Source organism: Curtobacterium sp. MCPF17_001, from assembly GCF_003234615.1.
GTDB lineage: Bacteria > Actinomycetota > Actinomycetes > Actinomycetales > Microbacteriaceae > Curtobacterium.
Genome location: NZ_QKSL01000001.1, coordinates 1 through 25,182, shown reverse-complemented (window position 1 = coordinate 25,182; position 25,182 = coordinate 1). Strand labels below are relative to the sequence as shown.

26 protein-coding genes are annotated in these 25,182 nt (G+C 70.3%); 14 read left to right on the top strand and 12 right to left on the bottom strand.

Annotated elements, in window-relative coordinates:
• Nucleotides 1–15: 15 nt before the first annotated feature.
• The 4 genes from DEJ24_RS00130 to DEJ24_RS00115 are packed head-to-tail and all read left to right on the top strand — an operon-like array spanning nt 16 to nt 4,265.
• Nucleotides 16–987, top strand: a complete 972-nt coding sequence (locus DEJ24_RS00130) for a nucleoside hydrolase (RefSeq protein ID WP_375334682.1) — start codon at nt 16–18, stop codon at nt 985–987.
• A 5-nt stretch (nt 988–992) separates the two neighbouring features.
• On the top strand, nt 993–2,438 hold the full coding sequence (locus DEJ24_RS00125) for an MFS transporter (protein ID WP_111076761.1): 1,446 nt from the start codon (nt 993–995) through the stop codon (nt 2,436–2,438).
• Nucleotides 2,435–3,295: a ribokinase gene (locus DEJ24_RS00120; RefSeq protein ID WP_111076760.1), complete on the top strand. Its 861-nt coding sequence runs from the start codon at nt 2,435–2,437 to the stop codon at nt 3,293–3,295. The genes DEJ24_RS00125 and DEJ24_RS00120 overlap by 4 nt, the downstream gene beginning before the upstream one ends.
• Nucleotides 3,296–3,329: 34 nt before the next feature.
• On the top strand, nt 3,330–4,265 hold the full coding sequence (locus DEJ24_RS00115) for a Ppx/GppA family phosphatase (RefSeq protein WP_111076759.1): 936 nt from the start codon (nt 3,330–3,332) through the stop codon (nt 4,263–4,265).
• Between the two features lie 116 nt (nt 4,266–4,381).
• Here DEJ24_RS00115 and DEJ24_RS00110 read toward each other — a convergent pair whose 3' ends face one another.
• On the bottom strand, nt 4,382–4,543 hold the full coding sequence (locus DEJ24_RS00110; protein ID WP_110904833.1) for an aureocin A53 family class IId bacteriocin: 162 nt from the start codon (nt 4,541–4,543) through the stop codon (nt 4,382–4,384).
• Between the two features lie 304 nt (nt 4,544–4,847).
• Here DEJ24_RS00110 and DEJ24_RS16680 point away from each other — a divergent pair, with 304 nt between their 5' ends.
• The 5 genes from DEJ24_RS16680 to DEJ24_RS00090 are packed head-to-tail and all read left to right on the top strand — an operon-like array spanning nt 4,848 to nt 8,609.
• A complete protein-coding gene (locus DEJ24_RS16680; RefSeq protein ID WP_181421683.1) occupies nt 4,848–5,528 on the top strand; it encodes a hypothetical protein in 681 nt (226 codons plus the stop codon).
• Nucleotides 5,525–6,403 carry an ATP-binding cassette domain-containing protein gene (locus tag DEJ24_RS00105; RefSeq protein ID WP_181432835.1) on the top strand — a complete coding sequence of 293 codons (879 nt, stop codon included), beginning with the start codon at nt 5,525–5,527 and terminating at the stop codon, nt 6,401–6,403. The genes DEJ24_RS16680 and DEJ24_RS00105 overlap by 4 nt, the downstream gene beginning before the upstream one ends.
• On the top strand, nt 6,375–6,872 hold the full coding sequence (locus DEJ24_RS00100) for a PH domain-containing protein (protein WP_146242582.1): 498 nt from the start codon (nt 6,375–6,377) through the stop codon (nt 6,870–6,872). Before DEJ24_RS00105 ends, DEJ24_RS00100 begins: the two co-directional genes overlap by 29 nt.
• 58 nt (nt 6,873–6,930) lie before the next feature.
• Nucleotides 6,931–8,352 carry a PH domain-containing protein gene (locus DEJ24_RS00095; protein WP_181436482.1) on the top strand — a complete coding sequence of 474 codons (1,422 nt, stop codon included), beginning with the start codon at nt 6,931–6,933 and terminating at the stop codon, nt 8,350–8,352.
• Nucleotides 8,349–8,609 (top strand): hypothetical protein, encoded by a 261-nt coding sequence (locus tag DEJ24_RS00090; protein ID WP_111076755.1) that lies wholly within the window; start codon nt 8,349–8,351, stop codon nt 8,607–8,609. Before DEJ24_RS00095 ends, DEJ24_RS00090 begins: the two co-directional genes overlap by 4 nt.
• Nucleotides 8,610–9,143: 534 nt before the next feature.
• Here DEJ24_RS00090 and DEJ24_RS00080 read toward each other — a convergent pair.
• Nucleotides 9,144–9,734: an antibiotic biosynthesis monooxygenase gene (locus DEJ24_RS00080; protein ID WP_111076753.1), complete on the bottom strand. Its 591-nt coding sequence runs from the start codon at nt 9,732–9,734 to the stop codon at nt 9,144–9,146.
• A gap of 159 nt (nt 9,735–9,893) precedes the next feature.
• Here DEJ24_RS00080 and DEJ24_RS00075 point away from each other — a divergent pair, with 159 nt between their 5' ends.
• Nucleotides 9,894–10,406: a DUF6328 family protein gene (locus DEJ24_RS00075; protein ID WP_111044529.1), complete on the top strand. Its 513-nt coding sequence runs from the start codon at nt 9,894–9,896 to the stop codon at nt 10,404–10,406.
• Nucleotides 10,407–10,437: 31 nt separating this feature from the next.
• On the opposite strand, the gene DEJ24_RS00070 is transcribed toward DEJ24_RS00075, so the two are convergent.
• Nucleotides 10,438–11,478, bottom strand: a complete 1,041-nt coding sequence (locus tag DEJ24_RS00070) for a Ku protein (protein WP_111076752.1) — start codon at nt 11,476–11,478, stop codon at nt 10,438–10,440.
• A gap of 94 nt (nt 11,479–11,572) precedes the next feature.
• On the opposite strand from DEJ24_RS00070, the gene DEJ24_RS00065 reads away from it, so the two are divergent.
• From DEJ24_RS00065 to DEJ24_RS00050, 4 genes are all read left to right on the top strand, one after another.
• A complete protein-coding gene (locus tag DEJ24_RS00065; protein ID WP_146242581.1) occupies nt 11,573–12,100 on the top strand; it encodes a hypothetical protein in 528 nt (175 codons plus the stop codon).
• Nucleotides 12,101–12,213: 113 nt separating this feature from the next.
• Nucleotides 12,214–13,104, top strand: coding sequence for an SDR family oxidoreductase (locus tag DEJ24_RS00060; RefSeq protein WP_111076750.1), 891 nt, complete (start codon nt 12,214–12,216; stop codon nt 13,102–13,104).
• Nucleotides 13,101–15,668, top strand: a complete 2,568-nt coding sequence (locus tag DEJ24_RS00055; protein WP_111076749.1) for an ATP-dependent DNA ligase — start codon at nt 13,101–13,103, stop codon at nt 15,666–15,668. Before DEJ24_RS00060 ends, DEJ24_RS00055 begins: the two co-directional genes overlap by 4 nt.
• 171 nt (nt 15,669–15,839) lie before the next feature.
• Nucleotides 15,840–16,037, top strand: a complete 198-nt coding sequence (locus DEJ24_RS00050; protein ID WP_111076748.1) for a hypothetical protein — start codon at nt 15,840–15,842, stop codon at nt 16,035–16,037.
• A gap of 33 nt (nt 16,038–16,070) precedes the next feature.
• Here the strand turns inward: DEJ24_RS00050 and DEJ24_RS00045 are convergent, their stop codons facing one another.
• From DEJ24_RS00045 to DEJ24_RS00005, 9 genes are all read right to left on the bottom strand, one after another.
• Complete coding sequence (locus DEJ24_RS00045; protein WP_111076747.1) at nt 16,071–16,250, bottom strand: hypothetical protein; 180 nt, start codon at nt 16,248–16,250, stop codon at nt 16,071–16,073.
• A 10-nt stretch (nt 16,251–16,260) separates the two neighbouring features.
• On the bottom strand, nt 16,261–17,226 hold the full coding sequence (locus DEJ24_RS00040) for a sugar phosphate isomerase/epimerase (RefSeq protein ID WP_181432833.1): 966 nt from the start codon (nt 17,224–17,226) through the stop codon (nt 16,261–16,263).
• A gap of 171 nt (nt 17,227–17,397) precedes the next feature.
• Nucleotides 17,398–18,159, bottom strand: a complete 762-nt coding sequence (locus DEJ24_RS00035) for an ABC transporter permease (protein WP_181432832.1) — start codon at nt 18,157–18,159, stop codon at nt 17,398–17,400.
• A gap of 20 nt (nt 18,160–18,179) precedes the next feature.
• On the bottom strand, nt 18,180–18,923 hold the full coding sequence (locus DEJ24_RS00030; protein WP_181432831.1) for an ABC transporter permease: 744 nt from the start codon (nt 18,921–18,923) through the stop codon (nt 18,180–18,182).
• Complete coding sequence (locus DEJ24_RS00025; protein ID WP_258374545.1) at nt 18,920–19,843, bottom strand: ABC transporter ATP-binding protein; 924 nt, start codon at nt 19,841–19,843, stop codon at nt 18,920–18,922. The genes DEJ24_RS00030 and DEJ24_RS00025 overlap by 4 nt, the downstream gene beginning before the upstream one ends.
• A 25-nt stretch (nt 19,844–19,868) precedes the next feature.
• Complete coding sequence (locus DEJ24_RS00020; RefSeq protein WP_146242580.1) at nt 19,869–20,948, bottom strand: hypothetical protein; 1,080 nt, start codon at nt 20,946–20,948, stop codon at nt 19,869–19,871.
• Between the two features lie 361 nt (nt 20,949–21,309).
• On the bottom strand, nt 21,310–21,993 hold the full coding sequence (locus DEJ24_RS00015; protein ID WP_111076742.1) for a fumarylacetoacetate hydrolase family protein: 684 nt from the start codon (nt 21,991–21,993) through the stop codon (nt 21,310–21,312).
• Nucleotides 21,990–22,457: a GtrA family protein gene (locus tag DEJ24_RS00010; protein ID WP_111076741.1), complete on the bottom strand. Its 468-nt coding sequence runs from the start codon at nt 22,455–22,457 to the stop codon at nt 21,990–21,992. The genes DEJ24_RS00015 and DEJ24_RS00010 overlap by 4 nt, the downstream gene beginning before the upstream one ends.
• Before the next feature lie 79 nt (nt 22,458–22,536).
• A complete protein-coding gene (locus tag DEJ24_RS00005) occupies nt 22,537–25,011 on the bottom strand; it encodes a phosphoketolase (protein WP_111076740.1) in 2,475 nt (824 codons plus the stop codon).
• Nucleotides 25,012–25,182 lie beyond the last annotated feature (171 nt).

Genomic DNA, 25,182 nt, shown 5'->3' with positions numbered 1-25,182 from the left:
GACGACGCCGTCGCGATGCTGCTCGCCCACGGCAACCCGGACGTCGAGCTGCTCGCCGTGACCACTGTCGTCGGGAACCAGACCCTGCCGAAGGTCACCCGGAACGCGCTCGCCGTGGCCCGGATCGCGGGGATCACCGGCGTGCCGTTCGCCGCCGGCGCCGCTCGGCCACTGCTCCGCCAGGTCGAGGTCGCCCCCGAGATCCACGGCGAGAGCGGCCTCGACGGACCCGTCCTGCCAGAGCCGTCCTTCGAGCTCGACGAGCGGCACGCGGTCGACCTGATCATCGACACCGTGATGGCACACGAGCCGGGGACCGTCACGATCGTGCCGACCGCCGGCCTGACGAACATCGCGCTCGCCGTCCGCAAGGAGCCCCGCATCGTCGAGCGCGTCAAGCAGGTCGTGCTGATGGGCGGCGGTGTCCACGTCGGCAACTGGAGCCCGGTCGCCGAGTTCAACATCGTCATCGACCCCGAGGCCGCGTCGATCGTCTTCGACGCCGGCTGGGACGTCGTCATGGTCGGACTCGACCTCACCCACCAGGCGCTCGCCACCCCCGAGGTCGCCGCCCGCATCGCCGCCGTCGGCACCGGACCCGCCGCGTTCGTGGGGGAGCTCCTCGACTTCTTCGGCAAGGCGTACCAGGACGTCCAGGGCTTCGACGCCCCGCCGGTGCACGACCCGTGCGCCGTCGCGTACGTCATCGACCCGACGATCGTGCGCGCCGTGAAGGTCCCAATCCGCGTCGAGACCCAGGGCACGCTGACCCTCGGCATGACCGTCGCAGACTTCCGTTCCCCGGCGCCGGAGGACTGCCGCACCAGCGCCGCGATGGAGCTCGACCACGGCCGGTTCTGGGACCTGGTGATCGACGCCCTCGAGCGCATCGGCGAGACGCCCGACACCGGTTGGACGCCCCGTGCGGCGGCGGACGGGCTCGACGCGGGCCTGACCACGCAGCCGAGCGCCACGTCGGAGGTCTGAGCGCGATGAGCACCCCCTCGACGACGAAGTCGATGCCGGCGAAGTCGATCGGCGCGCTCACCGCCGCGCTCCTCGCCGCGTGCATCGCGTTCCAGCTCAACGCCAGCATGCTCAGCCCCGCGCTGGTCACGATGGCACGCGAGCTCCGGACCGACGACGCGACGATCGGTCTCTCGCAGACGCTGTACTTCACGCTCGCCGCGCTGTTCTCCCTGTTCCTGCCCCGGCTGTCGGACATCGTCGGCCGCAAGCGCGTGCTGGTCGGGATGCTCGCGGTGATGGTCGTCGGCAGTGTCGTCGCCGCCCTCGCGGTGAACGTGCCGATGCTCTTCACCGGCCGGATCATCCAGGGCGTGACGGGCCCGGTCGTCCCGATCAGCCTGCTCGTGCTGCGCAACGAGATCCGGGACCCGAAGCGTTACGGCGCCGCCCTCGGGGTGCTCACCGCGGTGAACGGCGGCATCGCCGGCATCGACGCCCTCGCCGGCGGCTGGATCGCGACCCACTTCGGCTTCCGCGGCATCTTCTGGGTCATCGCCGTCGTCACCGTCATCGCCCTGGCACTCGTCACCATCTGGGGCGTCGAGTCGAAGCCGTCCGAGGGCACCCGGATGGACTGGGTGGGCGTCGTCCCGCTCGTGGTCTCGGTCGGCGCGCTGCTGACCGCGTTCAACGAGGCCGGCAAGCTCAGCGACGCGGACCCGGTGGTCGTCATCGGCGGCATCGTCCTGGCCCTGGTCACCTTCGCCGTGTTCTGGGCGGTCGAGTCGCGGGTGCGGGAACCGCTCGTCGAGACCCGGTTCCTCCGACGCCGGGCCACGTGGGCGCTCCTCGCCACCACGTTCCTCACCATGACCGGCGTGTTCGCCGTGGTGAACGGGCTCGTCACCTCGCTCGCCCAGAACGGGGACGCGGGCTTCGGGATGGAGGCCGACCTCGCCTCCCTCGTGTTCCTCACGCCGTACGCGCTGGTCGGCTGGATCGTCGGGCCGTTCGCCGGTCGGCTCGCCCCGACGCTGGGCTACCGGGCCGTCCTGCGCGTCGGGCTGGTCGGCAGCATCGTCGCGACCGTCCTGATGGCGATCGTCGGCGTGCACTCGTTGCCCGTACTCGTCGTCGCGACCGTGCTCATCGGCATCACGTACGCCGGCATCGCGAACATCATCCTCAACGGCCTGGGCATCGTGCTCTCGCCGGACTCGAACCCGGGGTTCCTGCCCGGACTCAACGCCGGCGCGTTCAACCTCGGCGCCGGCGTCAGCTTCGCCGTGCTGCCCGCGCTGCAGATCGCGCTCGGGGTCGGCGGTTCCTCGGGCACCGCCGGGTACTCCGGTGGGATGCTGCTCGGAGCCGTGATCACGACCGCTGCCCTGGCGACCTCGTTCCTCATCCCCCGTCCCGAGCGTGCCGAGACCACGGCCGCCACCCGGCAGAAGGAGACCGTCCGATGACCGACACGATCGTGATCGTCGGGTCGCTGAACGCGGACCTCGTCGTCCGCACCGAGCGCTTCCCGCAGCCGGGGGAGACCCTGCACGGGTCCGACCTGGCGATCCTGCCCGGGGGCAAGTCCGCCAACCAGGCCGTCGCGGCCGGGAGGCTCGGGGGAACCGTCCGCATGGTCGGCGCAGTCGGCGACGACGGCAACGGCGCACTGCTCCGCGACTCCGTCGCGGCCTCGGGTGCGGACACCACGGACGTCGTCGTCCGGCCGGGGACGGCCACCGGCACCGCCGTCATCACGGTCGACGGCCGCGGCGAGAACACCATCGTCATCTCCGGCGGCGCCAACGCCACGTTCTCGGCCGAGGACCTGCCCGCCGACCTCTTCCGGGACGCCGCCGTCCTCGGACTCTGCCTCGAAGTCCCGATGGAGGCCGTGCTCGCCGCCGCCCGTGCCGCACACGCCGCCGGGGTGACCGTGCTGACGAACCTGTCCCCGTTCGGTGACGTCCCACCGGAGCTCCTCGACCTGACCGACGTCCTGCTCGTCAACGAGCACGAAGCCGCCGCCCTCGGGGACCACGGCGTCGCCCGGTCGATCGTCACCCGGGGTGGCGACGGCTCGGTCGTGCACGACGGGGACGCCGCGCCGGTCGAGGTCCCCGCCGTCCCCGTCGACGCGGTCGACACCACGGGGTGCGGGGACGCCTTCATGGGGGCGGTCGCACTCCGGCTCGCCGCGGGGGACGCGCTCGTCGAGGCCGCGCGCTTCGCAGCCGGTGTCGGTGCGTACGCGGCGACCGGTGCCGGCGCACAGGCGTCCTACCCGACCACCGCGCAGCTGGAGGCGTTCCTCGGGACGTGATCCGGGCCTCCCGTCCGACCACTAGCGTGGGCGCATGCGCGTCGGAGTCCTCGACATCGGTTCCAACACCGGTCACCTGCTCGTCGTCGACGCCCACGGCGGCGCAGCCCCGCTGCCCGCGTCGTCGTTCAAGCGACCACTGCGACTCGCGGAGCACCTGGACGACCGGGGTGCGGTGACGCCGGTGGGCATCGACGCGTTGACGGACTTCGTGGCCGAGTCCGTCCGTGTCGCAGAGGACCGCGGCTGCGAGGACATGCTCGGGTTCGCGACCTCCGCGGTACGTGACGCCGTGAACTCCGAAGCGGTCCTGGCACACGTGCAGGAGCAGACCGGCGTCGAACTCGCCGTGCTCTCCGGGTCGGACGAGGCCCGCCTGACGTTCCTGGCCGTGCGCCGCTGGTTCGGCTGGTCCGCCGGCCGTCTCGCGGTCTTCGACATCGGCGGCGGCTCACTCGAGATCGCCGGCGGCGCGGACGAGGCGCCCGACGTCGCCTGGTCGATGCCGATCGGTGCCGCGCGGCTGGCCCGCACGTACTTCGCGGCCGGCACCCCCAGCCAGGACGAGCTGCGTCGCATCCGGCACGAGGTCCGCGTCGAGATCGCCCGCGAAGCCGGGCGGCTCCTGCGGTCCGGAGCTCCGGACCGGGCGGTCGCGACCTCGAAGACGTTCCGGTCCATCGCCCGGATCTGCGGCGCAGCGCCGTCGGCCGCAGGGCCGCTCGTGCCCCGGCTGCTCGACGGTGCAGTGCTCCGCGACCGGCTGCCGTCGCTCCTGACCATGTCGGTCGACGAGCTCGGGACGCTGCCCGGGGTCTCTCCGAGCCGGGCGCACCAGGTCGTGCCGGGGGCGCTCGTCGCCGAGGCCTGCCTGGACATCTTCGACCTGCCCGCGCTGGAGATCTGCCCGTGGGCGTTGCGCGAGGGCGTGATCCTCGAGCGGCTGGACCAGCTGTCGGTCCTCGGCTGACCCCTCCGGGTGGCAGCTGACGTCTGTCTCCCCTCACGAACGAGGCCAGCGCCTGCGCTCGGTTCCCCGAACGCAGGCGCTGGCCGGCTCCGCAACAGGCGGGCCTCGCCGTCCTGCTAGCGGATGCCGAGGATCTGCTTGATCTTCGACACGATCCAGTCGATCGCCTGTCCGATGTTGATCCAGTTCAGGACCTGCTGGACGTGGGCCTTCGCCCATGCGACGGCCCGCGCTCCGTACCTCGCCAGCAGCTGGAGGATCCGTGCGAACACAGCCATGGCTGTGCCCGCCTTCGATTCGTTTTTCGCTTCATCCGGGTCCCCGCGTGCACGCGTCTCCCCGACCGCAGTCGGTGCGGTGAGCATGACCGTGGCAGGTCGGCGCGCTCGAAGTCAAATACAGGATTCTGATAGGTGGCGTGAGCAATACACGTCGCGGGAAATCGGCTACGTTGAGTCCATCCCGGATCTCCCGGGCGGCGGAGACCGGAATTCGAGGGTGGGTACGATGACACGGCGGGCGACCGACGCGGCGACCAGATCCAAATGGTCGCGATCGTGGCGAGGCGAGGGGTACCGGCTCGTGAGCCTGCGTTCCCAGATGGCTCTGCTGGCGATCGCCGTCCTGGGAGCGCTCGCACTCGGCGCGGGGCAGGTCCTCGTCCTCGCACCGGCCGCGGCATCGGCGACGGTCGTGCGAGCAGCTGTGTCGGGCGCAGAGGTCAGCCCGTTCTTCCTGGGACTCGCGGCAGCGCTCTTCACCGCGGCTGATCTGTCATCCCGTCAGTTCGCGCTGACACTCCTGCAGATGAACGATCGCACGCTCGTCTTCGTCGCGAAGACCGCGGTGCTGGCCACCGCAGGAGTGCTCACAGGGCTCGCCGTGGTGATGTTGCTCGTGCCGCTCGCGGCCTCTCGCACAGACGACGTCCTGCGTGCATCGCCGCTTGCGTGGCTGGCGCTCCCGGCCCTGCATCTCCTGTTCGTCTTGCTCGGCGCCGGGATCGGCATGCTCATGCGATCGCCCGTCCCCGCAGTGTTCGTCTACTTGGCCGTCGTCTGGGCGCTGCCGCTCCTCGTGGCGATCGCTGGGATATGGGCACCGAGTATCAGCGTCTCGGTCCTGCAGTTCGCGCCGGTGACGCTCACTGCTGCGCTGTTGGAGCCCTCGACGCAAGGGACCGCCGTCCTCCGATTCGTGGGACTGGACACCGCTCTCCTCATCGCCGGTCTGGTCAGTATCCGACGGTGGGGCATCCGATGAACCCCATCGTCCGACTCATCGGCGTCCGTCAAGGGTTCGGGGGGCACCAGGTGCTCACGGACCTCGACCTCGAAGTCCGCCCTGGCGAGGTACTTGGACTGCTCGGCGCGAATGGCTCCGGGAAGAGCACCCTCCTCCGGATCGTCGCTGGTATCGACACGGCGCAAGCTGGCGTCGTCGAATTCGGAGATGCCACGGACGGTCCTCTGCGGATCGGCGCGCTCCTCGACCCGGCGTGGCTTGACGACAGGCTCACGTGTCGTCAACACCTGGTGATCGCACACCTGTACTCCCGCGGTCGAGTACGTCGCGGTTCTGTGCAGGCGGCGCTGGCAACCGTCGGGCTCAGCGATGCGGAGCGCCGATGCGTGAAGCACCTCTCGCTCGGGATGCGTCAGCGGCTCGCGCTCGCCCTGGCGCTGGTCGATGAGCCGGACGTCCTGGTGCTGGACGAGCCGCTCAACGGTCTCGATCCCGACGGGGTGCTCTGGATACGCGAACTCCTCCGGGGCTTCGCCAGTTCCGGACGAGCCGTGCTGCTCTCCTCGCACCTCATGGCTGAGATGGAGCGGATCGCCACCCGCGTGGTGCTCCTGACGAACGGTTCTCTGTCCCCACTCGACGGCCGGAGTCCGGCGCGGAACTCGGTCCGGCTCCGCGCGGAGTCGCGGGCTGGGGAACTCGTCCGCGCCTTGACGGCAGCCGGAGCCGACGTGGTCGTCACCGCCGACAGTTCGATCCTGGTGCGAGGGATGGAGCCAGCGCGGGTGTTCCGGACGGCGTTGTCCTCCGGGGCGGTGCTGTCGCACCTCGTCTCCGAAGCCCAGACCCTCGAAGAGCAGTACCGTGACGCGACATCGAACCGCCGGCGGTGAACGGCGCGGAGGTTTCGAGGCCCGTGAGTCGCTGCGAGCGGCGGAGATCGCAGCCAGGATGGTCGGTCGGATCGAAGCCTGGGCGGGAGGCATCATCGTCGCCGGAGGAGCGATCCTCTGCACGGTCTGGGCATCCGGGGCGTGGCGAACGTGTTGCTGGGTGGTGGCTGCACTTGCTCTGCTCAGCGCGGTCATCGAGTCTGTGCTCGTCATCCCGGTCGCAGTCCGTAACTTCCGTGTCGAGATCGTTCCGGGGGGCGTGCTCGTGTACCGGGGAGCAGTGTTCCGCTCAGTGGATCACATCCCCGGATCCAAGATCACGCTGGTCCGCCGTCAAGCGGGTCCGCTCCTGCAGCGCCTCTGCGTCGCGAAGTGCGTGCTGTTCACCCCAGCGCGGGAAGTCTCGCTCCTGCCCATGTCGGACATGGACGTCGAGCGCCTGATGCAACTCGGGGCTGACGATGTCTGATCGTGTTCCACTTCGTCGTCCCCACCCGCGTTCCCTGCTCGTCCGGGCCGCGATCGTGATGCGATCCGCTTGGCTGGTGGTCGGGTTCGGCGTGACGCTGACGGCGGCGCTCCCATCTGCCTGGGACACGGTGCTCATGGTCGTCTTGGTCTACTACGGCTACACGCGGCTGGTGCAGGTCTTCTCCGGCTGGTGCACCGTGCGGTACGCGGCGAACAGGCGCGGCATCACGGTCCTCCGAGGACTCGTCGGCCGCGAGGAGAAGCGCCTCTCGTGGCGGTCCGTCGTCAGCGTGACCGTCGGTCAGACACTGGTGCAGCGCACCTTCGGTGTCGCGGATCTCCGGATCACACTGCGGGCATCGGAGATGGCGTCCGTCACGATCCAGGACCTCCTGACCGGCGAGGCTGCTCGCCTCGTGCGGCTCCACGGTCAGAGCCGGGCGGAGCGGGCCACCCCAGGTCTGCTCGACCCCGGACAGGTACTCGACGTCGCGCCGATCATGGAGTCCGAGCCAGGACGGGTCGTGACTCCACCTCTCCGACCGTCCGATTTCGTGCTCATCGGGGTCTGCACGGGCGCATTCGTCTTCTTCCTGCCGAGCGTCTACTCCGCGGCATCCGAGATCCTGCCCTGGTTCGGTCTCTCCAGAACGGTGTTGCCATCCGTGCGTGAGATCGCTCGGCTCGATCCTGTGGTGTCGGGCCTTGCCGTCGGGATCGTTGCCGTCGGGAGCCTGGTCTACGGGTCCACCGTCGCGTGGGTCCGGTACCGAGGCTTCTCAGTGACGTGCAGTCCGAGCGGTGAGTTGGTCTTCGCCGCGGGGCTGGCGCAGAGGGAGCAGCGTGTCGTCGTGTCGGAGGACGTTGCAGCGTACGAGTTCCGAAGACCCGTGTTGATGCTTCTCGGGAACCGCGTCGTCCTCCGTGCCGTCGTTCGAGGAGGCAGCGGGCTCGTGACCCGGAACCTCTTGCTGCCATTGACCCGCATGCCGCAAGCCGTCGAGATGCTCGGCTTCCTCACCGGTCTGCCTTCCGCTGATCTGGTCGACGGGTCTCGTCGAACTCGAGCCCTGCCCGTCGTGCTGGTCGCCGTCGCGGGGAGTTTGCTCCTCGCCACCGTCGCGTCTGTGACCCTGGCTCCGCTCGCGCTGGTTGCTGTGGCCGCGGCGTTCCTCCTGCTCCGAGCGGCAGACAGCCACATCGGTCACATCCGGGTAGCAACCAGTGCGTCCGGCGGCCGGTGGGTCATCGCACAGCGGGGGACGCTGTTCCGATCCGTGTGGGTGGTCAGGGCGGACTCGGTCGACGTGTGCCGGTGGGTCGGGTTCTCCAGGCAGCGCGGCACGCAGACCGTGACACTCCGCGGGCGGCACACCGTTCGACTCACCGTGTGGCCCGCATCCGCTCGTCTCGCAGCTCTGCTGCGTCGGGAGTTGGACTCGTCGACGCCGCTCACTCTGGAAAGGAATCCTCGATGACCGACCTCCTCATCGCACTGTGTGTCGCCGCGTTCTTCGGAGCAGCCTGGTCGGCCGGCCGGTTCCTGCCGAAGGTCGTTGCCGCCTGCTTCCCGGTTGCGGTCCTGACGGCCGTGATCATCGTCGCGGCCACCGGTGGTCTGGGCACAGTCCGCGACTGGTTGACGGCAGGGGTGGTGATCTGCATCACCGCGATCATCACCTCGGCTGGCCGTGGCTCGCGGCGGCGACGGAACCGCCCGACGGCAGGCTCCTGAGGAAGTGGTCGTTGCGCGAGCCGCGTGCCGCTGCTGTCCGACAAGAGCAGACAGTACTTGTGCGCCTGAGCAAGTCCTCGTGCCACATCGACCACCGTCCCAGAACGGTGCACCACGGTTGCTGGGCGGCGGCGACCACGATCAGCGCGGGCACCCCGCCGCGCCACGTCGCCTTCATGTCGCTGCGGTCCCCGGACCGGGCGAGCAATGCCGCCGCGCACACCCGGACCTCGACCGCGGACACCGGCGCGTTCCCGCCGGAGCTGCGGCTGCCCGGAGACGCCGTGCCCTGGGCGCAGCACGTGCTCGCCGCACCGATCGAAGACCCGGAGTCGATCGACGTGACCGCGGGCTGGGCCGCACTCCGGCAGACCCACGACGCCACCTCCGCCCCGCTCGCCACCCGCGCTGCCGCTTCCGGCGCGGCCCGCTGGCCCGGTGCCCCCGCGAGACGCCACCCCCGCGGAACGCAATGTCGGCGCCTCCTCACAGCGGTACTCAGTTGTGGGCAGCCGCCGACGTTGTGTTCCGCGATCAGGAGCGGCGGGGCGGGGCCAGCAGCCAGGGGCGGATGAGCTTCGTCACGAAGGGCAGCACCCAGAACGTCATGACCGGTGTGAGCACCAGCGTCGTGACGAGCACCCTGGGCAGCGCCGCCAGGCCCGCGAACGACGGCAGCAGCCACCCGACCAGGACCGTGAACACCAGGTTGACCGGGAAGAACCCGAGCCAGATGCTGACGGCCTGCTTCCACCGCGGCGGCGCGCTCGACGCCGGGGCGTCCTGCGGCACGTCGAACCACCCCTCGATGCCGGTGCGCTTCTCGACGCGGGACTCGACGACCAGGTCCCGACCGAGGTCCAGCCAGCGCAGGCGGTCGTCCGAGACCTCCCACGTGGACAGGGAGTCGTGGTCCGCGAACCGGTAGAGCATGTGCCACTCCCGCGACCGTGCGCTGGAACGGACCCACCCCGAGCCGAGGAACCCCGGGTACCGGTTGGCCAGGTTCACGCCCGACTGCACCCACAGCGTGACCTCGGGGATGCGCTCCGGTTCGACGAGGCGGGTGATGGACACGGTGACGGGTGGGCCGGTGACCTCGGGTGGAGACTGGGCCCCCGTCACCGGTTCCTGACCGACGCGCCAGCGGCGGGCAGGCCGTGCCGATGGGGACAGGCTGCCAGGCTCTTGTGGAGTCATCCGTCCAGTCTCCCGCTGCTCGTGTTACACGCGCATGACGGCCCGGCTGCGGGCGGCGACGACGGCTCTGCGTACATTCGTCGCATGAGCACGACCGACAGCGAGCCCCGCGGCACGGAGCGCGGGCGCAACGAGACCTCGGCGGAACGCTGGGACCGCAACTGGGCCGACATCCAGCAGGAGCTCCGCATCGTCCAGACCGGCACGCAGATCCTCGGTGGGTTCCTCCTGACCCTGCCGTTCCAGCAGCGCTTCCGTTCCCTGACCGAGTTGCAGGAGACGACCTACCTCGTGCTGGTGGTCCTGGCCGTCGTCGTCACCGTGGTCGCGCTGTCCGCGGTCGCGACCCACCGCCTGGTGTTCCGGCAGCGTCAGAAGCACGAGCTGGTCCGGGCCGGCAACGTGATCCTGCTCGTCGCCCTGTTCGCCAGTGCGCTGCTGTTCGCCGGGACGGTGCTGTTCGTCTTCGACGTGGTGCTCGGCGACCGCGGCGGACTGGTCGGTGGTGCCGCGGTCTTCATCGGGACGGCTGCACTGTGGACGACGCTGCCGTTCGTCCTGCGACGGCGGACGGGTGGGTCGGGTCAGGGCAGCTGAGCAGCCGTCAGCGTCTCCGGCCGGGAGGCCCTCAACTCGCCTTCTTCTTCGCCGACGCCCGCTTCGCGGTCGACTTCTCCGCAGCCGGCTCGTCCTCCGCGGGAGCCTTCTTCGCGGTCGACCGCTTCGCCGGAGCGGCCTTCGCCGGGGCCTTCGCGGCCGAGGCCCGCTTCGGCGCCGGCTTCCGGTCGGACGAGTCGTCCGCGTCGTCGTCGGAACCGGCCGCGCGCGATCGCGAGCCGGACGTGGAACGCGACCCCGAGCCTCCCGACCGGGCTCCGCCCCCGCGGTTCTTGTCGACGGACGCGCGCAGTGCGGCCATCAGGTCGATGACGTCCCCACCGGTGTCGTCGTCGTCCGACTCGTCCTTGCCGAACGTCTCCGCGGTGTCGACGTCGTCGCCCGCCTCGAGCTTCGCGTCGATGAGCTGCTGCAGCTCCTCCTGGTACTCGTCCGTGTAGCGGTCCGGGTCGAAGTCGGTCGACATGCTCTCGACGAGCGACGACGACATCTTCAGCTCGTTCGCGCTGACCTTGACCGACGTGTCGAGGGCCTTGAAGTCGGCAGCACGGACCTCGTCGCCCCACAGGAGCCCCTGCAGCAGCAGGACGTCGTCGTGCACGCGGAGCACCCCGAGCCGCGTCTTCTGCCGGAGCGTGAACTGCACGATCGCCAGGCGGTCGGTCTGCTCGAGCGTCTTCCGGAGCAGGACGTACGCCTTCGGGGAGCGGGAGTCCGGCTCCAGGTAGTACGTCTTCTCGAACATCATCGGGTCGACCTGGTCGACGGGCACGAACTCCAGGACCTCGACCTCGTGCGACTGCTCCTGCGGCAGCTGCTTGAAGTCGTCGGGGGTGAGGACCACCGTCTTCTCACCGTCGTCGTAGGCGCGTTGGATGTCGCCGTACTCGACCTCGTGCCCGAGCTCGCACACCCGCTTGTACCGGATGCGAGCCTTGTCCTCGTCATGGATCTGGTGCAGGGAGACGTCGTGCGTCTCGGTCGCCGCGTAGACCTTGATGGGCACGTTGACGAGCCCGAACGCGATGGAGCCCTTCCAGATCGACCTCATGCGCTCATGATGCTCGTGCGGACGGGTCACCGCTCCCGGTTCCGAGCGGATCGCCAGGTGCGGTGGGGTCGGGACCGGCGTATCGTCGCCGCCCATGGCGGGGGAAGCGGCAGCGGAAGTGGACGATCGGCTGGACCTCGGCGGATGGGTGCAGCTCGGACTGATGGTGGTCCTCGGAGCGGGGATCGCGGTCGTGGTCGGGGTGCTCATCGACGGTCCCTTCCCCTGGTTCACCGTCGTGACCATCGGAGTGGCGCTCGCCGTCGTGTTGCCGGTGGCGCAGCTGCGCCGGTGGTGGTCCCGGGGCGGGCGCTCCGCCGTCGTCGAGACCGGCTCCTGGTTGCGGTCCGGCCGGGTGCCGGAGGAGGTCCCGGACGCGGTGTGGCGACCGCGGGTCCGTCAGCTCGAGGACGAGACCACGGGGCGCCTGGTCAGCGCGTGGGGTGCCGCGGTGGTCACCCTCCTCTGGGCCGGCTCCGCGCTGGACGGCGACGGCGCCGACTGGGCGTTGGTCGTCGTGTGGGCGGTCGTCGCGACGGTCGGCCTGGTGGGGTCGTACCGCCGGCGTGGCGCGGCGCGGCGGCTCCTCAGCGCTCGGGACCGGGTCGTCTCGACCGACTGACGCTCGGCCCCGGCGCACGTCTCCCCCTCCACGGCCGGGAGGCACGTCTCGCGTTCTCCACGGACGTCGCCACTCCTGTGTCGCCGGTCCGGTTCCGCGAGCACGATGGGCCCATGAGCCAGCTCGACAAGCAGGACCCACGAGACCAGTACGCACGGCCGCCGTTCCCCGCGCAGACGCAGCAGGGGTCCGGGCGAGCGGCGGAGCTCGACCCGCCCGCCGACCACGGTGAGACGAGCTACCAGGGCACCGGACGCATGCGTGGGTACCGCGTCCTCGTCACCGGCGCCGACTCGGGCATCGGCCGAGCCGCCGCGATCGCGATGGCGAAGGAAGGGGCCGACGTCGCCCTGAACGCCCTGCCGGAGGAGATCGACGACCTCACCGAGGTCCGCGACCTCGTCGCCGACCTCGGGCGTACGGCGGTGATGCTGCCCGGCGACCTGACGGACGAGGCGTTCTGCACCGAACTCGTCCGCACCGCCGTCGACCTGCTCGGCGGACTCGACGCGCTGGTCCTGGTCGCCGGACACCAGAAGGTGCACGCGGACATCACCGAACAGAGCACCGAGGACTTCGACCGCACCATGAAGGTCAACCTCTACTCGTTGTTCTGGCTGACCCGCGCCGTGGTGCCACACCTGGCCCCGGGCAGCGCGATCGTCACGACGAGTTCGGTCTCGGCGTACGAGCCGCAGGACCGGATGATCGACTACGCCGCCACGAAGGCCGCCATCATCACGTACACGAACGGGCTCGCGCGGCAGCTCGCGGCGAAGGGCATCCGGGCCAACACCGTGGTCCCCGGCCCGGTGTGGACCCCGCTGCAGCCGATCAGCTACCCCGGTGACGAGATCGCGGCCTACGGGCAGGACACCCCGTTCGGCCGTCCGGCGCAGCCCGTCGAGCTCGGCAGCGCCTACGTCTACCTGGCTGGTCCCGAGTCGTCCTACACGTCGGGCACCACGCTGACGGTCGGCGGTGCCACGGGGGTCGCGCTGTGAGTCCGGTCGCCAAGAAGACGACGGTGCAGGTGGGGGACCGGCGGCTCGCGCTGACGAACCTCGACAAGGTGCTGTACCCGGAGACCGGCACGACGAAGGGGCAGGTGGTCGCCTACTACGAGCGGATCGCCCCGTGGATGATCCCGCACGTCACCGGCCGCCCGATGACCCGGAAGCGCTGGGCGAACGGCGTCGACGGCAAGGTGTTCTTCGAGAAGAACCTGCCCGACTCGGCGCCCGACTGGATCCGGCACCACACCATCCACCACGAGCACCACGACGTCGAGTACCCCGTCGTCGACGACCTGCCGACGCTGGTGTGGATGGCGCAGCAGGCCTCGCTGGAGCTGCACGTGCCGCAGTGGCGGTTCGGCCCGCGCGGTGGGCACCAGGCCCCCGACCGGCTCGTGCTCGACCTGGACCCGGGGGACGGCGTCGGCCTGGCCGAGTGCGTCGAGGTGGCGGTCGCGGCCCGCGCCGTGCTGCAGGGCATGGGTCTCGAGCCGTACCCGGTGACCTCCGGGTCGAAGGGCATCCACCTGTACGCGGCCCTCGACGGCACGGCGAGCGCCCAGCAGGTGTCCGACGTCGCCCACGAGCTGGCGAAGGCGCTGGAGCAGGACATGCCCGACCTGGTGCTGTCGTCCATGAGCCGGGCTGAGCGTGCCGGCAAGGTGTTCGTCGACTGGTCGCAGAACAACGGCAACAAGACCACGATCGCGCCGTACTCGCTGCGCGGCCGCTCGCACCCGACGGTCGCCGCCCCCCGGACGTGGAAGGAGCTGACCGAACCCGGGCTGGCGCACCTGACCCTCGACCAGGTCCTCGAGCGGATGCCGGACCTCGGTGACCTGCTGCACCCGGTCGCCGCCGCCGCGCTCGGGGTCGGGCGTGCGGACTCCGGGCACTGGGACGGTGCCCGGACCGAGGAGGTGAACGAGCGCGAGCGCCGCGAACGCCAGGCGATGCAGGAACGTCAGGATCCCCAGGACCGCGTGGATCCGCAGGACCGCCTGACGACCTACCGCGCCAAGCGCGACGCGGCGAAGACCCCGGAGCCCGTTCCGCAGGCGTCCCCGACCGTCCGGACCGACGGCACCCCCACCTTCGTCATCCAGGAGCACCACGCCACCCGCAACCACTACGACTTCCGCCTGGAGCACGACGGTGTCCTGGTGAGCTGGGCGCTGCCGAAGGGCGAACCGACCGACCCCGGCGCCAACCACCTCGCCGTCCACACCGAGGACCACCCGCTGGAGTACGGCGGCTTCGAGGGGATCATCCCGGCGGGTGAGTACGGCGGTGGCACGGTGACGATCTGGGACGACGGCACCTACGAGCTCGAGAAGTGGCGCGAAGACGAAGAGGTGATCGTCACCCTGCACGGCCGGACCAACGGCGTCCGCCGACTCGCGCTCCTGCACACCCGCGGTCGTGGGCGCGGTCGGTCCGGGGACGAGAAGAGCTGGCTCATCCACCGGACGAAGGACCAGCCGACCGCCGACGGCGACCAGCCCGTCAGCACCAGTACCAGTACCAGTACCAGCTCCGGTTCCGGACGACCGCCCGCCGGGTCACGGATCGAGCGGGCTGCCGAGTCGGACACGGCACCGGATCAACGCCGCACCATGCAGGCGTCGTTGCAGAAGGGCGAACCCGCTCTGGACCCCGAGCAGTGGGCGTTCGAGATGAAGTGGGACGGCGTGCGCGCCCTGGCCACGGTGCACGACGGCACGGTGCGGCTCCGCAGCCGGAACGGCAACGACCTGACCGACCAGTACCCGGAGCTGCAGGAACTCGCCCAACACGCCGGCGTGGACGGGGTCTTCGACGGGGAGATCGTGGCGCTCGACGAGCACGGGCGCCCGTCGTTCCAGCTGTTGCAGAACCGCATGGGACTGACGAGACCGCGAGAGGTCAGCGCTGCCCGGGCGGCGACCCCGGTGCACCTGCTGCTGTTCGACGTGCTCGAAGCCGACGGGCACGAACTCACCCGGCTCGGGTACACCGCGCGGCGCGAAGCCCTGCGCACGGTCGTCGAACCCGGCGGCGCGATCGACGTCCCGTCCGAGTTCGACGGCGACCTCGCCGCGGCGATGACCGAGTCGCGGAAGCGAGGGCTCGAGGGTGTCGTGGCGAAGAAACGGTCATCGCGGTACGTCGAGGGTCGCCGCTCCGAGTCCTGGGTGAAGCTGAAGCACCACGCGACGCAAGAGGTCGTCGTCGGTGGGTGGAAGCCCGGGGCCGGTCGCCGCGAAGGGGGCATCGGGTCCCTGCTGCTCGGGATCCCGGGCGACGACGGCCTGGTCTACGTGGGCAAGGTCGGGACCGGGTTCCGCGACCGTGACCTCGACGAGATCGGGGCGGTGCTCGCCGACCTCGAGCAGGACGCTCCACCGTTCGTCGACGTCCCGCGACCGGACGCCAGGGACGCGCACTGGGTCCGGCCGGAGCGCGTGGGAGAAGTCGAGTTCGCGGAGTGGACGGGCGACGGACGACTCCGGCAGCCGTCGTGGCGTGGCTGGCGGAGCGACAAGGAGCCGGGCGACGTCGTGCGGGAGTGACGGGGCTGCATCACGCGCCATGCGGACTCCGGAATCCGCATGCACTGGCATGAGGTCCGCCGGAGGCGAACTTCCGTCCCCCGTTGTCGTCGCACGCGGGGGACGATCACGCCGAGGACCGACGCCAGGCCGAGGGTGGCTGTTACGGTCCTCGGGACGGAAGGACGCGACATGGACGCGAGCAAGTACCTCCCGCCGTTCACCCAGGGGCAGCGTGGAGACACGAACGCAGACCAGCGGGACGACCAGGACGGCACGACGGCATCAGGGCCCGACGGCTGGACGGGCGAACGCCAGATGGTGGACGCGGGCGGCACCGAACACGAAGCCACCTACGCCGACTTCCTCGGCGACCAGGTCGACGACTGACGCTCCGGCCGAGCCTGACCAGTTGAGCGGAGGTCAGGCTGCGGGGGCGGGGCCGTCCGCGGGTGCCCCACCGGACCCCAGCGGCAGGTCCTCCTCGGCTGCAGCCCGCTCATCCGCATGGCCGGCGTCGACCGCAGCCGCCTTCGCCTCGTCGATGGCCTCCTGCGAAGCCTGCAGCGCGTCGTCGTTGCCGGGGTGTCCCTGATCAGTCATGGGAGCCACGCTACGCGGAGGTCGCTGGATCGGCTCGACGGGGCAGCCCGACGCCGGGGAAGCCCGGGACACCGCGACTCCCCGGTGCGTCGTAGTCCACCGCCGAGGTCGGCGCGAGCGAGGTCGGCATCGCCGGTGCGGGCGTGCCGCCGTGCGCATCGGCAGCGTCGAGCACGGCGCGGGTCGCGGCAGCAGCCACCCGGAGCGCCTCCGCGAGCGGCATCGCCCGGAGCGCGGGCGTGCGGACCTCCACGCCCCACGGCTCGTCGAAGCCCAGGCCGCGGGCGGTGCGGACGAACCCGGGCAGGTCCCATGCCCCGGTGCCGGGCAGGTAGCGACCGTTCCGCGACTCGTCGGCCAGCGTCATGCCGTTCGGGATGTGCAGGAGTCCGTCGCTGAGTTCGACGGCGGCGAGCGTGGACGGGACGACCCCCTGACCGATCGACGCCAGGGTCGAGCCGCCGCGGAGCGCGTGCATCGCGTCGAGGAGCAGTCCGCCGTTCGGATGCCCGGCGGCGACGAAGCGAGAGGCCCGCTCCGCAGTGGCCAGGTTCGACCACGGCTCCGGTTCCAGGACCAGTCGTGCCCCGACGCCCTCACTCTGGACGGCGAGCCGGTCCCATGCCTCGGCCATGCGGGGGAGCGGCACGGCCGGCACGGCGTGATCGGCGCGGACCACGACCTGCCAGGCGCGGAGGGTCGCAGCAGCCTCGAGGAGCACCCCGCGGTCGGCGTCGTGCTCGGAACCGCGGCGCCACCAGTCCCCGAGCGTGCCGACCTGGACCCAGACCACGCCGGCGTCGTCGAGCATCCGCCGGAGTGCGGCGAACCCGGTGGTGGCACGGACCTCGTGCAGGTCGTCGAGTGCGAGTGCGAGCCCGGAGAACCCGGCTCGGCCGACGGCGCTGACACGCTCGTCGACGGATTCGCGGCCGGCCCACGTCCAGGACGTGGCGAGCAGGTCGTGTTCCTCCACCGGATCACCTCCATGATCCGGACGTGCTCCACTGCGTCGTTGCAGCTGCTGCACACCCTGTCTGCGGATCGCTGCCTCGACCCGTCCCCCGGGCTCCGACGCAGCGTCAGCCACGGTTCTACCCCCGGTGTCTCCGAACGCTCCCAGCCCGCCGGGTCGACGAGCCACCCGTCATCCGATCGACATGGACTCGATCGCACCCGTTCGGCGTGCATGACGTTCGAGGACCAGCCAGATCGCGACCCCGACCACGCCCCACGCGATCCCGGCGATGACCGAGAAGGAGGACTCCAACAGGAGCGGTGGACCGCCCGTCGCCGTTGCCCTCCCTGCTGCCACCACGTGTGTGACGGGCAGGACCTGGGCGATCGACTGCAGGGGTGACCAGAGCGTCGCCACCGGCGCGACCGCGCCGCACAGCACGGTCAGCCCCTGCTCAGCGATGTTCGGGACCAGCATGCTGTCGCGGAGCACGAGCCCCAGCGCGGCGATCGACAGGCCGAGGCCGACCGAGACGACGGCGGCGAGGACGATGAGCCCGAAGACCGGGAGGGCCTGGGCGATCGAGGGGGCGTTCCTCGTGACGGCGAAGCTCGCGACCACGCTCACGATTCCCTGGACCACCCCGATGCTGGTGACGACGAACACGCGGGCAGTCCACACCAGCGCGCGGCTCGCTGGCGCGATCACGATGAAGGGGAGGGTCGCGTGCACTTGATCCGCGCTCAGCAGCGAGGACGACGACATCGTCGACATGACGCCAGCCACCGCCAGGCCCGCAGCGACCGCGTCCGGCGGCTCGATGCTCGATGTGCCGCTCGCGGACGCTACCGCGAGGTAGAGCGCAGCGAGCAGCGTCGGGGACCCGATGAGGACGACGAAGACCGTCGGACCGTTCAGGAACTCCGGCCGGGCCCGCAATGCGATCACCATGGCGTTCACGAACCCTCGCATCAGCTCAGACCCAGGGTCCCGGAGATGGTCGCCCTCCGGACGGCCGCGCGCATGGCGATCCCGGCCGCGACGAACCACACGGCAGAAGTCGCGGCCGTGAGGAAGGAGAACGCGACGGTGGTCGTCAGGTCGGGCTGATCGGCGGCGGACACGGCGGAGGTGATCGGGAAGAGGTGGGCGACCGGAACGATCCAGTCCGGGAGAGCACCGAGCGGGATCACCACACCGGAGACCAACCAGACGGGTGTCACGATCAACGACTCGTAGACCGTTGCCCCGCGGAGGACCACGAACACCGCTGCGAGGACGGACGCCGACGCGCTGCACGCGATGACGCAGGCGGCGATCACGACGACGCTTCCGCCCGTCACGGTCGGATGACCGCCGGTGACGAACTGCGCTGCGAGGGTCAACGGGAATCCCACCAGACCGATGAGCGCCGCTGCGGAAGCGAGGCTCCCGAACACGATCCCGGGCGGGAGCGTGCTGATCGCCATGTGCTCGAGCGTGCCCTGGAACCGTTGGAAGCCGATGATCCCGACGGCCAGGGTCGTCGTCGACCACACGCCAGCGATGCCAGCGACCAACCACAGGTCGTGGGGGACTGCGCGGCCGGCCCCGGACAGCCCCAGTGTCCGCAGCACTTCGAACACGAGGGCGGACGAGACGCACTGGTGTGCGAAGAACGGGATGCGGAGCAGCTGCCGCCCGTGGAACCACGTGAGCAGGGCCAGCGTCCTCACGCCGCTCCGACCTTCGTGATGAACGCCAGGTAGGCCTCTTCGAGCGTGACGTCCCGTTGGACGGACCAGTCAGGTGTGATCTCCAGCGACCGGAAGAAGTCGGCAGTCGGTGCGAGGCCGTGTCCGATGAGATCGACGCGGTAGCCACGCCCGTCTTCCCGCGGGACGACCGCGGCGATCTGCGGATGCGCGAGCATGCGTTCCTCGCCGATCCCGAGATCGGCGGTCCACAGGCTGATGGCGCTGTCGACACCGCCGAGGGAGGCGATGTCCCGCGCCGACCCTCGCGCGACCGTCTTCCCGGCGGTGATCACCACGAGCTCGTCGGCCAGCTCATCGGCCTCCTGGAGGTGGTGGGTCGTCAGGAGGATCCCGCACCCCTTCGCGCGAAGGCGTCGGACGAGGTCACGGAGATCTCTCGCGCCTTCCGGGTCGAGACCGATGGAGGGCTCGTCGAGGAGCAGGGCGACCGGGCCGTTCAGAACGGCGCGTGCGATGTGGAGCCGCTGCTTCATCCCGCGCGAGTACGTCTCCACCCGATCACGTTCGCGTCCGACGAGGCCGACGAGGCCGAGCGCATCCCGGACCTTCGCTTCGACACTCCGCCGGGGGAGCCCGGCGAGGGTTGCGAAGAAGCGGAGGTTCTCCAGAGCGCTTGCTCGCATGTAGAAACCGCGGTCGCCGCCCAGGACGAGCCCGAGGTGCTTCCGCGCCTGTTTCGGCGTCCGGACGGCATCGACACCGTTGACGGAGACCGAGCCGGAAGACGGTTGCAGCAGGGTGGAGGCCATCTTGATGGTGGTCGTCTTCCCAGCACCGTTCGGGCCGAGTACCGCCACGACCGCACCTCGCGCGATCGGGAGGTCCACTTCGTGGACGGCGACGAGCGCGCCGGCGCCGTGCCCGAACCTCCGGGTCACGGAGTCCAGTTGGAGTGCGAGAGCTTCAGCCAAGTTCAGCGCCCGATCTGTGTGCAGATGCACCGAGCGGGTCCTCGCCGTGCCGTTCGATCACCCGCTGCGCCGCGGCCGTTCGACCAGCAGCGTCGAGAGCCGCGGCGAGGATCTTCCTCGCACTCGACAGGCGCAGTGGAGCCCCTTCGCCCCCGAGCATGACGACGGCCCGTTCGGCGCAGGACGCAGCCCGCGGGAAGTCGGACGCTCGGTAGGCCACGTAGGCGGCGTACGACAATGCCTCCGGCAGTGATCCTCGATGCGCTTGCGACACGTTCTGGACGTGGGTCAGTGCGCCCTCCAGAGCGGCCGACCATCCGTCCGACATCGCGGCGACCTGCACTGCGTTGAGGTCGATCTGAGCAGCGTAGCGGGCACGTTGGTCCGGCTCGACCGAGACCAGATCCCCGGTGCGGGCTTCCCTGGCGGCGACCCCCAGGAGTCCTCTGGCCCGCTCGAGTTCACCGTTCAGGGAACAGGCGAGCGCGTGGAGGTTGCGTGCTGTCGCTCGCATCGCGTTCCCGTCACCGTCGGACATGAGGTTCTCTCCAACCCATCGCTCGAGCAAGACGTCGAGTTCTGCGAGTGCCGCCACCCCACCTCCGGTGTCCCGGTCGCGTTTGATGCGCATCGCAGCGATCCGGATGTGGGCTGCGGCGATCACGTCCGGTGTGGTGTCGAACGCCGACCCGACGGACCGGAACGACGCTTCAGCGAGGGCGGTTCGTCGGCTCGCCAGTGCCGACCCCAGCCAGCCGCGCAGCCGGGCCATGGCCGGACGACGTCGACTGCTGAGCAGTTCCTCGGCCATCTCTGCCGCCGTCGACCAGAAGCCTGCGATCGAGACGACTGCGTCGAGTTCTGCGATGGCACCTTGCTCGCTGAGTTCGCCGGAGTCCCACCGGGCTGCGAACGGAGCAGCGTCTCCGAGCGGGTCTTCGACGATGGGATCTGCGCCGAGTTGGAGCTGCGCGAGGGAGAAGAACTGTGCGGGTTCAGGGCTCGTTCTGACACCGAGGTCCGTCAGGTAGTTCGGGACCTGTTCCGGTCGGTGCTTCATCGGGGTGGTCACGGAAGCCAACGCGAGCCGCCGAGGAAGGGCGGGACTCACGGCTTCCAACGCCCCACGGCTGTTGGCCGCGGTCAGTTCCCTTGCGCGCTCGAGGACGCGCCGTTGTCTCGCTTGTTGCACGGTGTTCCCTCATCCGGGGCTGGTCCCCGACACCGGGGCTGCTCTCGCTCGCCCCGATGCCGGACGTCGATCAGGCGTGTGCCCAGGGCTGGAGGACCGTGGAGACGAAGCGGTCGTCCGCGAGTTCTGCCGTGATGGTGTCGATGCTCAATGTGCTCACCTCCTCAATGCGGTGCACCGACCGTACCACTGATGTTCTGGATTGCAGTTCCGTGTACCGGAACGGCACCGCGTCTCCCGCTCAGACGATCCGCGTCTCGACCGTGCCGACGCCGGCGACCGCCCCGCGCAGCACCGACCCGCGGGACACCGGGCCGACGCCGTCCGGGGTGCCGGTGAAGAGCAGGTCGCCCGGTTCGAGGCGGACCGCCCGCGACAGCACGGCGATGGTCTCGGCGACGGACCAGATCTGGTCGGCCAGGTCGCCGGACTGCCGCAGCTCCCCGTCGACGTGCAGGGTGATGCTGCCCGAGCTCGGGTCGACGCCGGCGGTGGGGACGATCGTGCCGATCGGTGCGGAGGCGTCGAACCCCTTCGCCAGGTCCCACGGCCGCCCGAGCCGCTTCGCCTCGGCCTGCAGGTCACGCCGTGTCAGGTCGATGCCCACCGCGTAGCCCCAGACCAGGTCCAGGGCATCGGAGACCGGGACGTCCCGGCCGCCGGCTCCGAGTGCGACGACGAGCTCGACCTCGTACTCCAGCTGTGCGGTGAGGGTCGGGTACGGGGTGTCACCGCCGTCGGTGACCACGGCGTCCGCCGGCTTGTCGAAGAAGAAGGGCGGCTCGCGGTCCGGGTCGTGTCCCATCTCGCGCGCATGCGCCGCGTAGTTGCGCCCGACGCAGTGGATGCGCCGCACCGGGAACCGGCCGCCGGTCGCTGTGGGGACGGACGGGAGGCCCGGGGCCGGGACGACGAGGTCGGTCACGCGTCCAGCGGGGCCGACCGGGCGGGGAAGACGAAGCGGTTCATCGCCCAGTACCGGAAACCCATGGCGATGAGCGTGCCGATGACGGGTCCGCTGATGAAGTCGGCCAGCTCCTGCCCGGCGAGGGACACGTTCGGCACCTCGAGTCCGAAGACGTACCGGGAGATCCAGAGCGGCGCCGAGTTCAACCCGATCCCGATCAGGCTGACGACGAGGAACAACAGCAGCTCGTGTCCGGTGCGCAGTTCACCGCGGTCACCGAAGGACCACTTCTTGTTGAGGAAGTAGGAGACGACGGTCGCGACGGTGATGCCGATCGCCAGGGCGGTCACCGGGTGCTGCGGCATGACGAAGAACTTCAACCCGTAGTTGATGCCCATCGTGATGACGAAACCGAGGCCGCCGACGACCAGGAACCGGAGGGCCGGATGCTCGACGAGCGACCGGACGGAGAACGACTGCACCGGCCAACCCTAGACCGGCGTCGCCGGGCGCCCGCTGACCGGCTCGCCTTCCGGACCGACAGTCCGTTCAGCTGCTCGTTCAGTTGCCGGGCGCCGCACCTTCGGTCTCACCACGTCCCGGATCGCCGCCGGTGCCGCCGTCGGACGGCTCGTCCTGCGGCCAGCCGGTGAACTCCCACCCGGAGACCGCCTCGTGGTCCTCGCCCTTCGTGTAGGCGAACTCACGGGCGGCGGCCCGCGCGTCGGTGAGTGCGGTGAGCAGGTCGGCGAACCGGTCGCTGCCGTCCGCGACGCGGGTGAGGGCGTCGTGCGCCAGGGCGTAGCGGTCCATCTCGTTGCGGATGAGCATGTCGAACGGAGACGTGGTGGTGCCCTGCTCGAGGAACCCGTGCACGTGCAGGTCGTCGTGCCCGTGCCGTCGGTACGTCAGGTTGTGGACCAGCGAGGGGTAACCGTGGAAGGCGAAGACCGCCGGCGTACCCGGCAGGAAGACCTCGTCGTACCGCTCGTCCGATGCCGGGTGCTCGTGCTTCCGTGGGTCGCCGATCGAGAGCAGGTCCACGACGTTGACCACGCGGACACCGACGTCCGGGGCGTGCTTCCGGATGATGTCCGCGGCGGCGACGGTCTCGACGGTGGGGACGTCCCCGGCGCTGACGAGCACGACGTCGGTGCGGCCCACGGTCTGCTCCGTCCCGGCCCAGTCCCAGACGCCGAAGCCGGCGTCGGCGTGCGCGATCGCGTCCTCGAGCGACAGGAACACCGGTTCGGGGTGCTTGCCGGCGACGATCACCTCGATGCGGTCCGTGGTCTCCATCGCGTGCGCGGCGACGGCGAGCAGCGTGTTGGCGTCGGCGGGCAGCTTGATCCGGATGAGGTCCTGCTGCTTCGAAGCGACGACGTCGAGGAACCCGGGGTCCTGGTGCGAGAAGCCGTTGTGGTCCTGGCGCCAGACGTGGGAGGACAACAGGATCGTCAGGTTCGAGACGGGTGCGCGCCAGTCGATGTCGGTCGCGGCCTCGAGCCACTTCGCGTACTGGCCGACCATCGAGTCGATGATGTGGGCGAACGCCTCGTAGGTGTTGAAGACGCCGTGGCGACCGCTGAGGACGTATCCCTCGAGCATGCCCTCGAGCAGGTGTTCCGAGAGCACCTCTATGACACGACCGCGCGCGGCCATGTGTTCGTCGCCCTCGGCACGGCGAGCGCGCCAGACCCGGGTGGTGACGTCGAACACGGCGTCGAGCTTGTTCGAGATCGTCTCGTCGGGGCCGAACAGCCGGAAGTCCGACGGGTTGCGCTGGATGAGTTCGGCGACCCACGGCCCGAGCGTCCCGGTGGCGGAAGCGGTCTCTCCGACGGGAACGGCGAAACGCTCGAGCCCCGGTCTGTCGAGCGCGGTGCGGATCCGGCCACCGTTGGCGTGCGGGGTCGCGCTCATCCGGGTGTCACCGGTCGGCCGGATCGTCTCGAGCAGACCGATCGGCCGGGCGTCCGCGTCGAAGAGCTCCTCGGGCCGGTAGGAGCGCATCCACTCCTCGAGCTGCTCGCGGTGCTCGTCGTTCTCGCGGACGTTCGGCAGCGGCACCTGGTGGGCGCGGAAGGTGCCCTCGACCTGCTGCCCGTCGACCACCTTCGGGCCGGTCCAGCCCTTCGGGGTGCGCAGGACGATCATCGGCCAGCGCGGGCGGAGGTCCGCGGCGCCGGCCATCTCGCCGGCGGCGGCACGGGCGGCCTGTGCGCGGGCGGCGGCCTGGATGTCGTCGATGGTCGCGAACGCACGGCGGAGCGCGCCGTCGAACAGGGCGTGCACCGCGAACGGGTCGTTGTCCACCCGGCCGGAGTCGACGACGATCGGCTCGTACCCCAGTCCGCGGAAGTAGGCCTGGAGGTCCTCGTCCGGGATCCGCGCGAGGACCGTCGGGTTCGCGATCTTGTACCCGTTGAGGTTGAGGATCGGCAGGACCGCCCCGTCGGACACGGGGTCGAGGAACGTGTGTGCCTGCCACGACGCGGAGAGCGGTCCGGTCTCGGCCTCGCCGTCGCCCACGACGCACGCGACGACGAGGTCCGGGTTGTCGAGGGCTGCCCCGTACGCGTGCGCGAGGGAGTAGCCGAGCTCACCGCCCTCGTTGATCGACCCGGGGGTGTTCGGGGCCGCGTGCGAGGGGATGCCGCCGGGGAACGAGAACTGCTTGAAGAACTTCCGCAGACCCTCGGGGTCGGGAGTGATCTCCGGGTAGAGCTCGTTCCAGGTGCCCTCGAGCCAGGCGTTCGCGTTCATCGCGGGACCACCGTGCCCGGGGCCGCAGATGTACAGGACGTCGCGTTCGGTCTCGCTGATCACGGCGTTGAGGTGTGCGTACACGAGGTTGAGCGCGGGCGAGGTGCCCCAGTGGCCGAGCAGCCTCGGCTTGATGTCGGACGGCTCGAGCGGCCGTTCCAGCAGCGGGTCGTCGAGCAGGTAGATCTGCCCGACGGTGAGGTAGTTCGCGGCGCGCCACCAGGCGTCGATCGCGCGGATGCGGTCGGTGGACGAGTGCAGCGTCGACATGCTGCCCAGGCTACGAGGACGCCGATCCGGGGAATCCAGAAATCTCTCCAATCCGATCCGCGGGTGGCCCCGAACCACTGTCACAAGCCGGGAAACACCCGCAGCGCTCACCAGCAGCTCACCGCTGGTTCTCCACCCCTTCGCGGGGTGTGTTCGGCGCGCTGTCACCCA